Annotated in this window: 15 protein-coding genes; 8 read left to right on the forward strand and 7 right to left on the reverse strand. The window is 72.1% G+C overall.

The window, feature by feature from the left end; translation table 11 throughout:
* Positions 1–49: 49 nt before the first annotated feature.
* The 4 genes from ITJ64_RS04095 to ITJ64_RS04110 form a co-directional block, all read right to left on the reverse strand.
* Positions 50–352, reverse strand: coding sequence for a hypothetical protein (locus ITJ64_RS04095; protein ID WP_194679478.1), 303 nt, complete (start codon positions 350–352; stop codon positions 50–52).
* Between the two features lie 79 nt (positions 353–431).
* Positions 432–530: a 30S ribosomal protein bS22 gene (locus tag ITJ64_RS04100; protein WP_003792170.1), complete on the reverse strand. Its 99-nt coding sequence runs from the start codon at positions 528–530 to the stop codon at positions 432–434.
* A gap of 84 nt (positions 531–614) precedes the next feature.
* A complete protein-coding gene (locus ITJ64_RS04105) occupies positions 615–818 on the reverse strand; it encodes a helix-turn-helix domain-containing protein (RefSeq protein ID WP_194679479.1) in 204 nt (67 codons plus the stop codon).
* A gap of 39 nt (positions 819–857) precedes the next feature.
* Positions 858–1,319 (reverse strand): helix-turn-helix transcriptional regulator, encoded by a 462-nt coding sequence (locus ITJ64_RS04110; RefSeq protein ID WP_194679480.1) that lies wholly within the window; start codon positions 1,317–1,319, stop codon positions 858–860.
* A 159-nt stretch (positions 1,320–1,478) separates the two neighbouring features.
* Here ITJ64_RS04110 and ITJ64_RS04115 point away from each other — a divergent pair, with 159 nt between their 5' ends.
* Positions 1,479–2,894: a TrkH family potassium uptake protein gene (locus ITJ64_RS04115; protein WP_194680726.1), complete on the forward strand. Its 1,416-nt coding sequence runs from the start codon at positions 1,479–1,481 to the stop codon at positions 2,892–2,894.
* Complete coding sequence (locus tag ITJ64_RS04120) at positions 2,887–3,558, forward strand: TrkA family potassium uptake protein (RefSeq protein WP_173183103.1); 672 nt, start codon at positions 2,887–2,889, stop codon at positions 3,556–3,558. Before ITJ64_RS04115 ends, ITJ64_RS04120 begins: the two co-directional genes overlap by 8 nt.
* A 38-nt stretch (positions 3,559–3,596) precedes the next feature.
* Here ITJ64_RS04120 and ITJ64_RS04125 read toward each other — a convergent pair whose 3' ends face one another.
* A complete protein-coding gene (locus ITJ64_RS04125) occupies positions 3,597–4,322 on the reverse strand; it encodes a GAP family protein (RefSeq protein ID WP_194679481.1) in 726 nt (241 codons plus the stop codon).
* A 128-nt stretch (positions 4,323–4,450) separates the two neighbouring features.
* Between ITJ64_RS04125 and ITJ64_RS04130 the strand changes: the two genes are divergently transcribed.
* On the forward strand, positions 4,451–5,839 hold the full coding sequence (locus ITJ64_RS04130; RefSeq protein WP_194679482.1) for a sensor histidine kinase: 1,389 nt from the start codon (positions 4,451–4,453) through the stop codon (positions 5,837–5,839).
* A gap of 35 nt (positions 5,840–5,874) precedes the next feature.
* Positions 5,875–6,486 (forward strand): response regulator transcription factor, encoded by a 612-nt coding sequence (locus ITJ64_RS04135; RefSeq protein ID WP_194680727.1) that lies wholly within the window; start codon positions 5,875–5,877, stop codon positions 6,484–6,486.
* A gap of 10 nt (positions 6,487–6,496) precedes the next feature.
* Here ITJ64_RS04135 and proC read toward each other — a convergent pair whose 3' ends face one another.
* Positions 6,497–7,387, reverse strand: a complete 891-nt coding sequence (proC, locus tag ITJ64_RS04140) for a pyrroline-5-carboxylate reductase (RefSeq protein WP_194679483.1) — start codon at positions 7,385–7,387, stop codon at positions 6,497–6,499.
* Between the two features lie 49 nt (positions 7,388–7,436).
* Here proC and ITJ64_RS04145 point away from each other — a divergent pair, with 49 nt between their 5' ends.
* The gene (locus tag ITJ64_RS04145; protein ID WP_194679484.1) at positions 7,437–8,399 is read left to right on the forward strand and encodes a cation diffusion facilitator family transporter; all 963 of its coding nucleotides are present in this window, start codon (positions 7,437–7,439) and stop codon (positions 8,397–8,399) included.
* The gene (locus tag ITJ64_RS04150) at positions 8,396–9,169 is read left to right on the forward strand and encodes a glutamine amidotransferase (RefSeq protein ID WP_228507657.1); all 774 of its coding nucleotides are present in this window, start codon (positions 8,396–8,398) and stop codon (positions 9,167–9,169) included. Before ITJ64_RS04145 ends, ITJ64_RS04150 begins: the two co-directional genes overlap by 4 nt.
* Before the next feature lie 127 nt (positions 9,170–9,296).
* On the opposite strand, the gene tadA is transcribed toward ITJ64_RS04150, so the two are convergent.
* Positions 9,297–9,725 carry a tRNA adenosine(34) deaminase TadA gene (tadA, locus tag ITJ64_RS04155; protein WP_194680729.1) on the reverse strand — a complete coding sequence of 143 codons (429 nt, stop codon included), beginning with the start codon at positions 9,723–9,725 and terminating at the stop codon, positions 9,297–9,299.
* Between the two features lie 86 nt (positions 9,726–9,811).
* On the opposite strand from tadA, the gene upp reads away from it, so the two are divergent.
* Both upp and ITJ64_RS04165 read left to right on the forward strand, forming a co-directional pair.
* A complete protein-coding gene (gene upp / locus ITJ64_RS04160) occupies positions 9,812–10,444 on the forward strand; it encodes a uracil phosphoribosyltransferase (protein WP_173183097.1) in 633 nt (210 codons plus the stop codon).
* 72 nt (positions 10,445–10,516) lie between these two features.
* Positions 10,517–11,422: an NAD(P)H-dependent flavin oxidoreductase gene (locus ITJ64_RS04165; RefSeq protein WP_370545031.1), complete on the forward strand. Its 906-nt coding sequence runs from the start codon at positions 10,517–10,519 to the stop codon at positions 11,420–11,422.
* Positions 11,423–11,613 lie beyond the last annotated feature (191 nt).

Below are 11,613 nucleotides of genomic sequence, written 5' to 3' on the forward strand. Positions count from 1 at the left end.
GTTGCCTGCGGGAGCAGTGACAAGCCACGAAGACGGTACCACGCCCCGCTCAGAGCACGAAGTCGGGCTTCACCGTCCACGCCGTCCGCTCCTCGAGGCGCGCCAGGAGCGCCAGCGCGGCGATCTTCGCGTGGTCGTCGCCGAGCGCCGAGTAGACGTCGAGGGCGAGGGGCGGCGGCTCGCCGAACTTCGGGATCTCGACCTCGACCCACGCGCCGCCCGTCAGCAGCACCTTGGGACGCACGGTGCCGGGGTCGGTGACCACCGCATCCGCCGCCAGGGCCACGATCGCCAGGGCGTCGAGCTTCGTGACCGCGTCGCGCACGACGAGGGTGGCGCAGTAGAGGGGCATGGCGTCAGCCTAAGCAAAAAGCGCCAGCCCCGAAGGTCTGACGCTCTGCTCGCGCAACGGCGAGGCGGAAGCCTCGGCGCTACTTCTTGTTGCGACGCTGGTGGCGAGTCTTGCGAAGCAGCTTGCGGTGCTTCTTCTTCGCCATGCGCTTGCGTCGCTTCTTGATTACAGAACCCACACAGACCTCACACGTTTCGGGGATGACCGCACGAAAACGGCGGCCAGGGGCAGAAAGAGCCTCGCAGAAGTGTAGCAGTCGCCGTCAGGCGCTGTCGGCGATGTGGTTTCTGAGCGCCACGGCGACCGCCGACTCGGGCACGCGGAAGGAGCGGCCGAAGCGGATGGCCGGCAGATCTCCGGCGTGAACGAGACGGTAGACCGTCATCTTCGACACCCGCATCATCTCGGCCACTTCGGCGACGGTGAGGAACTTCACGTCGCCGAGCTCGGACGAGGAGGTGGTCATGGCGAAACTATAGTGCGCCGGGAGCCCCGGCGGGTACGGCTAGCGCCGGAGCTTGGAGACCAGGTCTTCGGTGACCGACTTGACCGCGTGCGAGGTCTGCGCCGCGCGCCGCCCCACGTTCTGCCCGAAGGTCGCGGCGGCCGAGCGCACGGCGTCGGAGGCGTTGTCCCAGAGGGCGTCCTCCTCGGCGGTGTCGAAGTCGGCGGAGAGGAAGGGGATCAGCCAGTCCTCGACGTCTTCCAGCGGCGACGTGTCGATCTTGTAGAAGCGGTGCTGGCCCTCCTCGCGGACGGCGACGAGGCCGGCGTCGCGCAGCACCTTGAGGTGCTTCGAGACCGTCGGCTGGCTCAGCTCGAGGTGCCCGACGAGCTCCGAGACGCTGTACTCGCCCTCCGAGGTTCCGGAGGCGGTGGCCGACTCGGCGGAGACGTAGCGCTCCAGCAGCAGCGACAGCAGCTGACGCCGGGTCGGGTCAGCGATCACGGAGAAGATGTCGGCCATGCGACCAGGGTAGTGGGCAGGGGCCCGTTCGGCGCGACATCCCGCTCCGCGCGCGGTGACCCGCCGAGTAGCATTGCTGCGGTGAGCGCCCGCACCCTCCCGGCTCGACCCAATCCGTTCAATCGGAGCGCCACTCTGGCGGGCCGCATCCGCGACGGCATGCGGGAGTTCTCGGAGAACTCGCCCTCGCGCTTCGCGATCCTCATCTTCGCCACGCTCATCCTGATCTTCACGATCCTGTTCTCGCTGCCCATCGCGGCCACCGACGGGAAGATGACCCCGCTCGCCGACGCGCTCTTCACCGCGGTCTCGGTGATCTGCGTGACCGGGCTCTCCACCGTCGACATGGCCACCCACTGGTCGGCCTTCGGCCACACCATCGTCTACATCGGTGTGCAGATCGGTGCTCTCGGGGTGCTGACGCTGGCGAGCATCCTGGGCCTGGCCATCTCGCGCAAGCTCGGACTGCGCGCCCGGCTGATCGCCGCGAGCGACACCAACCCGCTGCGCATGCACCACGGCCCGGTCGCCGAGGGGCAGGCGGTGCGGCTCGGCGAGATCGGCTCGCTGCTGTCGACGGTCGCCATCAGCGCCCTGGTGATCGAGGCGCTCCTGGCCGCGCTCCTCTTCCCGCGGATGCTCATCGACGGCATCCCGCTCGGTGAAGCCGTCTGGCACAGCTTCTACTACTCGGCCATGGCGTTCACGAACACCGGGTTCTCGCCGAACGCGGAGGGCCTGACGCCCTTCGCCGACGACTACTTCTTCCTCGGCGTGCTGATGCTCGGCGTGGTGCTCGGCGCCATCGGGTTCCCGGTGATCTACACGCTGTCGCGGAGTCTGCGCGCGTGGGGCATCCGCCGGCGCACCGGGCGCGTGCACGGTACCGAGACGCGGGTGCGCTGGTCGGTGCACGTGAAGCTCACCATCGTCACGAGCCTGCTGCTGATCGTGATCGGGGCCGCCCTCTACATCGCGCTCGAGTTCGACAACCCCAAGACCTTCGGGCAGCTCGACGCCGGCGACACCGTGTTCCAGAGCTTCTTCCTGTCGGTGATGACGCGGTCGGGCGGCTTCTCGACCATCTCCATCCCCGACCTGAACGGCTCCAGCCTGCTGGTCACCGACATGCTGATGTTCATCGGCGGCGGCTCGGCCTCCACGGCGGGCGGCATCAAGGTGACGACGCTGGCGGTGCTGTTCCTCGCCGCGTTCGCGGAGGCGCGCGGCGTGCACGACATGGAGTCGTTCGGGCGCCGCATCCCGGGCGACGTGCTGCGCCTCGGTGTGTCCGTGGTGCTCTGGGGGGCCACCACGGTCGCGGTGTCGAGCATCCTGATCCTGCAGATCTCGAAGGCCTCGCTCGACTTCGTGCTGTTCGACGTGATCTCGGCGTTCGCCACCTCGGGGCTGACGACCGGTCTCACCGCCTCGCTGCCCGACGCGGGCGTCTACGTCATGGCCGCCACGATGTTCATGGGCCGCGTTGGTACAGTGACACTCGCCGCGGCGCTGGCGGCCAGCCAGCGGCAGCAGCTCTACAAGCGCCCGGAAGAGAGGCCCATCGTTGGTTGATCGCATCAGACACGACGCGCCCGTGCTCGTGATCGGCCTCGGCCGGTTCGGCGCGGCGACCGCCGGCGAGCTCGATCGGCTGGGCCGCGAGGTGCTCGCGATCGACGAGGACGAGCGGCTCGTGCAGAAGTGGTCCGAGCGGGTGACCCACACGGTTCAGGCGGATGCCCGGAACGTCGAGGCCCTGCGCCAGATCGGGGCCCCCGAGTTCCAGATCGCGGTCGTCGCGGTCGGCTCGTCGATCGAGGCCTCGGTGCTGATCACGGCGAACCTCGTCGACCTCAGGGTGCCGCAGATCTGGGCGAAGGCGATCTCGCGCTCGCACGGCAAGATCCTCGAGCGCATCGGCGCCAACCACGTCATCTATCCCGAGGCCGAGGCCGGCGAGCGCGTCGCGCACCTCGTCTCGGGGCGCATGCTCGACTTCATCGAGTTCGACGACGACTTCGCGCTGGTGAAGATGTACCCGCCGAAGCCCATCCGCGGGCTGAACCTCACCGAGTCGGGGGTGCGGTCGAAGTACCACGTCACCGTCGTGGGCGTGAAGAGCCCGGGGAAGCCGTTCACCTATGCGACCGAGTCGACAGTGGTGTCGAATCACGATCTGATCATCGTGTCGGGAAAGTCGTCGGACATCGAGACGTTCGCGGCGCTCGGGAACTAAGCGCTTTCGGCCGGAGTCGCGCGGCTGAGGCTGTGGCGTCAGCCGAAGAGGCCGAGGCCGAGGGCGGCGTCGCGGGCCAGCAGGAAGCCCACGATGCCGACGATCCACGCCGTGGTCGAGGCCGCATGCGCGCTCAGCCAGTCGCTGAGCCGCCGCAGCACCGGTTCGACCGCGCGCGCCGCCACCGTGCGCACGACGAGCAGCACGAGCGCGGGCACGATCATCACCGCGCAGTAGCCCGCGACCACGAGCCCCGAGGCCGGCCAGTCGATTCCGGATGCGCTGACCAGCCCGATCCCGGCGAGGTAGGGCAGCATCGATCCCACCTCGACGAGTGCCGCGGCGAGCGCCAGCAGCACGAGACCGCCGCTCCGGCCCTCCCCCATCGCCTGCTCTCGCCATCGGTTCAGGCGACCGGGCCCCTTCGAGGCGGCCGCCGCCCTCCGCTTCGGCGAGTCGATCCAGAAGCTCCCGACGAGCAGGGCCACCCCGAGCACGAGCTCCGCGATCCGCACGCCCGGCAGCTCGAGCAGCCGCGCCGGATCGGCGCCGCCCAGCGCGCTCCACAGTCCCGTCGCGCCCGCCAGGAGCAGCAGCCCGACGCCGAGGTAGAACGCGGCGACGGTGCCGAGGAAGACGATCACGCGTGCCGGTCGCACGCGTCCGGGGGCGAGCATCAGCCAGAGCGGGATGACCAGGGTGCCGAAGGTGGTGCTGTCGATCAGGGCCAGCACCGCGAGGGTGCCGAGGAGCGTGGGCGTCATGGGTTCACGCTCGCCCATCGGGGCTCGGCGGGCATCCGTCGAAGGAGGTGTCTCCGCCCCGGCTCTCCACCTCGGCCTCCACCCTTCGGAGGATGCCCCGGCCCGCGACCGTGTGATGGGATGACGGCATGACGAACCGCCCCGACGACAGCCGGACCGGCTCATCGTCCGCCGCCCGTCGCCCTCCGGCTCCCTCCGGGGGTGCGGCAGGCCCGGTCGTGGCGATCGCGGGTGCCCTCCGCCGGCTCGACGACCGGGTGCGCGCCGAGCCACGGCTCGAGGACGCCCTCACCGCCGCCATCGTCTTCCTGCTCGGCGCCGCGCTGATCGCCGTCGGCGTCACCGGCACCTGGACGGACGCACCGGCGATCATCGAGACACCGTGGGTGCACCTCGCGCCCCTCGCCGTCGCGTGCGCGGCCATGCTGGCGAAGCGGCGGCATCCGCTCGCCATGCTGCTGGTCGGGGTCGCAGCGACGGTGGCCGACGGGATGCTCGGCGGCAGCATCGGCGTCGTGCTCGCCCTGTTCGACCTGCTCTTCGCGGCGTGGCTGTTCACCACCGTCGCCGGGCGACGCCTGATCACGCGCACGGTCGCCGTGGTGCTGGTGGGGATCACGCTGGCCTCCGCGCTCTCGGGGGCGCCGCCGCGGGTGACCGTGCTGCTCGTGCTGCAGGCGGTGGCGCTCATCGTGCTGCCGCTCTGGTGGGCGGCGAACGTGCAGCAGAAGAGCGAGCTGGCCGAGCTCGCCGAGGAGCGCGCGCGGCTCGAGACCTCGCGCGCCGACGCGCTGGCGCGGGAGGCGGAGGCCCTTCGCCTCGTCGCCTCGGCCGAGCAGGCGGCGGCCGTGCGGGGCGAACGGGCGCGGATGGCGCGCGACCTGCACGACACGATCGCAGGGCAGGTCTCGGTGATCGCGATCCAGGCCGAGGCGAGCCTCGCGCAGGCGCCCGACCCGGCGCGCGACCGGCGGACGCTCGCCGTGGTGCGGGAGTCGGCGCTGGAGTCGCTCGAGGAGATGCGGCAGCTGATCGGGCTGCTGCGGGGCGCCGAGGCCGATCCGTGGGCGACGGCGCCGGGGCTCGAGGGGCTGGGGGCCGTGATCGAGCGGGCGCGGCGGACGGGGATGGTCGTCTCGGTCGTCGGGGGGCTCGACTTCGCGCGCGTCGGACCGCCGCGGGCCGCCGAGCAGGCGGCGGTGCGGATCGTGCAGGAGGCGCTGATGAACGCCGGGAAGCACGCGCTCGGCGCGGCGGTGAGCGTGGCCGTGGTGCGGGAGGCGGAGCCGCCGCGGCTCGTGGTGACGGTGCGGAACGGGGTGGGGTCTTCGGCGGGGGCCGGGTCCGGGTCCGGTTCTGTTCCCGGCTCCGGCTCCGGGTCGGGGTCCGGCTTCGGTCTGCTCACCATGCGCGAGCGGGCGGCGGCGCTCGGCGGCTTCGTGGTGACGGGTCGGCAGGAGGACGAGTGGCTCGTGCACGCCGAGCTGCCGATGCCCCGGCTGCGGGGTGGAGCGTGACGGGCATCCGGGTTCTCGTCGTCGACGACCACCCGATGATCCGCAGCGGACTGCGCGCGATGCTCGAGACCGACCCGGCCGTGGTGGTCGTGGGCGAGGCGGGGGACGGCGACGAGGCCGTCGTCTCGGCCCGGCGGCACCGGCCCGACGTGGCCCTGGTCGACGTGCGGATGCCCGTCCGCGACGGCATCGACGCCACCCGCCGCATCACGGCCGAGGGTCTCGCCGCGGTCGTCGTGCTGACGACCTTCGACCTCGACGAGTACGTGTTCGGGGCGATCCGCGCCGGGGCGGCCGGCTTCCTGCTCAAGTCGACGGATGCCCGCACCCTTCTCGAGGCCGTGCACCGCGTCGCGGCGGGCGAGGGCATGCTCTCCCCCGCGGTGACCCGGCGGGTGCTCGACGCGGTGGCACTGGACGTCCCGGCGGCGCCATCCACCGCGGTGCCTTTCGCCGAGTTGACCCCGCGGGAGCGCGACGTGCTCGGGTGCCTGGCCGAGGGGCTCGGCAATCAGGCCATCGCCGCGCGCCTCGTCATCACCGAGACCACGGCGAAGTCGCACGTCAGCCGGGTGCTGATGAAGCTCGGATGCTCGTCCCGGCTGCAGGCCGCCGTGCTCGCCCGCGACGCCGGCTTCGCCCCCTGACCGGCTTCTCTTAGCCGGCGGCGAGCTCGCGGGCGCGTGCCAGGGCGGCGTCGGTGGCCCGGCCGAAGAGCTCGGGCAGTCCCGCCTCCTGCAGCACGGCGAGCGCGCGCTCGGTGGTGCCCTTGGGGCTCGTCACCTGCACGCGCAACTCGGTCGGTGTCTTCCCCGACGCCACGAGGAGCTCGGCGGCGCCCGCGAAGGTGCCGTTCACGAGCTCGGCGGCCTGGGCATCCGTGAACCCCTTCTGCACAGCAGCTTCGGTCAGCGCTTCTATCAACAGGAAGACGTAGGCGGGCCCCGAACCGGAGATCGTGCTGAGAGCATCGAGCTGGCTCTCCGGAACCTCGACCACCGTTCCCACGGTCTCGAACAGGCGGCGCACCAGCGCGAGGTCGTCGTCGCTCGAGCGGGTCCCGGCCGAGATGCCGGTGACGGCACGCCCCACCACCGCGGGCGTGTTCGGCATCGACCGCACCACAGACACCGACGAAGGGAGGTGCTCCTCGAAGGTCCCCACGGTCACCCCGGCCGCCACGCTCACGACCACGGCGCCCGGTTCGAGCGCATCCGCGATCTCGTCGAGCAGATCGACCACCATCGAGGGCTTCACCGCGACCAGCACCACGTGGGCACCGGCGACGGCCCGGCGGTTCGCCTCGGGGTCGTCGTCGGTCGCGAACGCCGTCACACCCGGCGTGCCGGTCAGTTCGGCGGCCTTCGCGGAGCTCCGGTTGGTCACACGGATGGGGCCGTCCACCTCGACGGTCGGCGCGAGCAGCCCGCTCAGGATGGCGCGGCCCATCGAGCCGGCGCCGAGCAGGGCGATCGTCGGCAGGGCGAGCGGGGCCGCGGCCTCGTCGCTCGGCGGGGTGATGGTCGGCTGGGGCTCTGCGTCGGTCATCCCGCCATCCTAGGATTGGCATCATCCCACCGCAGGAAGAAGGTCTCACGTGAGCGCATCGGGCGGCACCAGGGCGATCATCGCGGCCCTGCTGGCCAACGTCGGAATCGCCGTCGCGAAGTTCGTCGCGTTCCTCATCTCGGGCTCGTCGTCGATGCTCGCCGAGAGCGTGCACTCGCTGGCCGACTCGGGCAACCAGCTCCTGCTGCTGCTCGGCGGCCGCAAGGCGAAGAAGAAGGCCGACCGCGAGCATCCCTTCGGCTACGGCCGCGAGCGCTACGTCTACGCGTTCGTGGTGTCGATCATCCTGTTCTCGGTCGGTGGCGTCTTCGCCATCTACGAGGGCATCGAGAAGATCTCCCACCCCGAGGAGATCTCGAACCCGATCGTGCCGCTCGCCGTGCTGGTGATCGCCATCGCACTCGAGAGCTTCTCGCTGCGCACGGCGATCAAGGAGAGCAACCACACCCGCGGGACGCAGAGCTGGGTGCAGTTCGTGCGACGCGCCAAGGCGCCCGAGCTGCCCGTGGTGCTGCTGGAGGACACGGCGGCCCTCACCGGTCTCGCCTTCGCCCTCGTGGGCGTGGGCCTCTCGGTGATCACGGGCGACGGGGTGTGGGACGGCATCGGAACCCTCTTCATCGGCGCCCTGCTCGTCTGCGTCGCGGTCATCCTCGGCATCGAGACCAAGAGCCTCCTCGTCGGCGAGGGCGCGACCGATGCCGACCACGACAAGATCGTGCAGGCGATCGAGTCGACGCCCAAGGTCGACCGCCTCATCCACATCAAGACGCTCTACCTCGGGCCCGACGAGCTGCTGGTCGGCGCGAAGATCGCGCTCGCGCCCGACTCCGAACTGCGCGACGTCGCCGAGACGATCGACGAGGTCGAGGGCCGCATCCGCGAGGTCGTGCCGATCGCCCGCGTCATCTACCTCGAGCCCGACGTCTACGTGCCGCCGGTCGACGTCGAGCTCAACACCTCGGCCATCGTCATCAAGAGCGCGGATTGACCGAGCGCCCGGCGACCGAGCGGCCCGCGACCGGGCGCCAGCCCGTGCCGCCCGTCACCCGCCGCGCGGTCGTGGTGCAGCACCAGCCGTCGGTGCACCTCGGCAACTTCGCCCCGGTGCTCGCGCGGCACGGCTACGCGATCGACCTCGTCGACGCCTCGGCCCCGGCCCCGGAGTTCGCGGCCGGACTGTCCCGCGCCCGCGACGCCGAGCTCGTGATCGTGCTCGGCTCGACCGACGGCGTCTACGACCGCGGCCGGCTCGGCTACATCGACCCCGAACTCGACTTCCTGCGGGCCCGCCTCAGGGAGGAGCGCCCGGTGCTCGGCGTCTGCTTCGGGGCGCAGGCGGTGGCGGCGGCGCTGGGTTCGTCCGTGCATCCGGGGCCCACCGTCGAGGTCGGCTACCGCGTCGTCGAGCCCACCGCGGCCGGTGCCGACTCACCCGTGCGGCACGTCGCCGGCGTACCGATGGCCGAGTGGCACGGCGACACCTTCGACCTGCCCGACGGCGTCACGCTGCTGGCCTCCTCGGCCGCGTACCCGAACGAGGCCTTCGGCATCGGCGAATGGATGCTCGCGGTGCAGTTCCACCCGGAGCTGACCTCCGCCATGCACGAGCAGTGGCTCGCGGGCGACGAGGCCTACGTCACGGCGGCGGGCTACTCCCCCGCGGCGCTCCGCGCCGAGCGGGCGCAGCACTCGGACGCGATGCAGACCGCCTCGTCCCGCCTCCTCGACGACTACCTCACCCGCATCGCGCCCCTCTGACCCCTCCCCCTGACCCCTCCCCTGCCCCCCTCGGGCCGCCCAACCCCGCGCGCCTCGCCCGGGTCGCGCAAAGGGCCCTTGCCCGCGCTGCGAAGGGCCGTTAGCGCGACCCGGGCGCGGGAGCAGGTCAGGGGGCGCGGAAGAAGTCCGTGAGGAGGACGGCACACGCCTCGGCGCGGACGCCCGCGATCACCTCGACGCGGTGGTTGAGGCGGCGGTCACGCAGCACGTCGTAGACCGAGCCCGCGGCGCCCGCCTTCTCGTCCCAGGCGCCGAACACCACGCGCGGCACCCGCGCCGAGAGGATCGCGCCCGCGCACATGACGCACGGCTCAAGCGTGACGACGAGGGTCGCCCCGGTCAGGTGCCAGTCGCCGAGTGCCTCGGCCGCCTGACGGAGGGCCAGCACCTCCGCGTGGGCGGTGGGGTCGTGGCGCGCCTCGCGCTCGTTGCGTCCGACGCCGATCACGGCACCGGTCGCGTCGAGCACGATGGCGCCGACGGGGACGTCGTCGGTGTCGAGCGCTGCCTCGGCCTCGAGGAGCGCGACGCGCATCCACTCGTCGAGCACGGCCGCGGGCGGCAGTGGCGGGGCGGCGTTCTCGGGCACGGTGGCGCCGTCCTCTCCAGTAGATTGGCCTCATGCGAGTTCACGTTGCCGATCACCCGCTCATCACCCACAAGCTCACCGTGCTGCGCGACCGCACGACGCCCTCGCCGACGTTCCGCGCGCTCACCGAGGAGCTCGTGACCCTCCTAGCCTACGAGGCGACGCGCAACGTGAGCGTGGAGCCGATCACCATCCAGACCCCCGTCGCCGAGACGCAGGGCCTCGCGCTGAGCGAGCCGCGGCCGCTCGTGGTGCCGATCCTGCGCGCCGGGCTCGGCATGCTCGAAGGCATGGTGAAGCTGGTGCCGTCGGCCGAGGTCGGCTTCCTCGGCATGGTTCGTAACGAGGAGACCCTCGAGCCGACCACGTACGCAGAGCGCCTGCCCGACGACCTCTCCGACCGCCAGTGCTTCGTGCTCGACCCGATGCTCGCGACCGGCGGCTCGCTCTCGGCCGCGATCGAGTTCCTCTTCGACCGCGGGGCGCAGGACGTCACCGCGATCTGCCTGCTCGGCGCCCCCGAGGGTGTCGCGGCGCTCGAGAAGGCCACGGAAGGACGCGACGTCACCCTCGTGCTCGGCGCCCTCGACGAGCGCCTGAACGAGAAGGGCTACATCGTGCCGGGCCTCGGCGACGCGGGCGACCGCCTGTACGGCCTGGTCTAGCCGGCCGCCCACCCTCCCGACCCGCCCGTCGCTCGCCCGCCCGTCGCCCACCCACCGCCTCCGCTCGCTCGCATGGTCTCGCTCGACGACACTCTCGGGGTCGAGACCCCCGTCGTGCTAGGGCCCTTCGGCGGGGTCTCGTCGATCGAGCTCACGGCGCTCGTGAGCGATCGCGGCGGGCTCGGCTCGTTCGGGCTGTACGGGTACGACGCCGACCGCATCCGGCAGACCGCCGCGGCCATGCAAGCCCGCACGCCGCGGCCGTTCGCCCTCAACCTGTGGGTGCCGACCGGTGACGAAGCCGAGCCCGCCGACGCGGCGACGGCGTTCGCGGAGGCGGCGGCATCCGTCGCGTCGCTGTTCGCCGAGGTGGGGCTCGAACCGCCCGGGCTGCCCGAGAGCTTCCTGCCGCCGTTCGGCGAGCAGGTCGACGCCGTGCTGGAGGTGCGGCCGTCCGCCGTGTCGTTCGTGTTCGGCGTGCCGCCCGCCGACGTCGTCGAGCGTGCGCACCGCGCGGGGATCGTCGTGCTCGGCACCGCCACCACCGTCGACGAGGCGGTCGCGCTCGAGCAGGGCGGGGTCGACGTCGTCGTCGCCTCGGGCTCGGAAGCCGGAGGGCACCGCACCTCGTTCCTCCGCCCGGCCGAGCAGTCGCTGGTCGGCACGATGGCGCTGGTGCCGCAGGTGGTCGATGCCGTCGGCGTGCCGGTCGTGGCGGCCGGCGGCATCGCCGATCGGCGCGGGGTGGCGGCGGCCTTCGCGCTCGGCGCCGTCGGGGTTCAAGTAGGCACGGCGTTCCTGCGGACCCGGCAGTCGGCCGCGCCCGAGTCGCACCAACAGGCCATCGCCGCCGCCGCGGCCCACGACACCGTGCTCACCCGGGCGATGAGCGGCCGCCTCGCCCGCGGACTGCCGAACCGGGCCCTCCGCCGGATCGAGGCGGGCGGCGCGATCGCCCCCTTCCCGGCGCAGAACTAGCTGACCGGGCGCTTCCGCTCCGAGGCGTCCCGCCTCGATCGACCCGAGCTGCTCTCGCTCTGGGCCGGTCAGGCCGCGGGGCTCTCCCGGCTCGACGACGCCGAGGCCGTCTTCGACGAGCTCCGCGCCGGCGTCCCGCCCGCTGACCCGCCCGCCCGCTGACCCGCCCACCCGCTGGCGGGCCCACGCCC

It is taken from the genome of Herbiconiux sp. VKM Ac-1786, from assembly GCF_015350805.1.
Lineage (GTDB): Bacteria > Actinomycetota > Actinomycetes > Actinomycetales > Microbacteriaceae > Herbiconiux.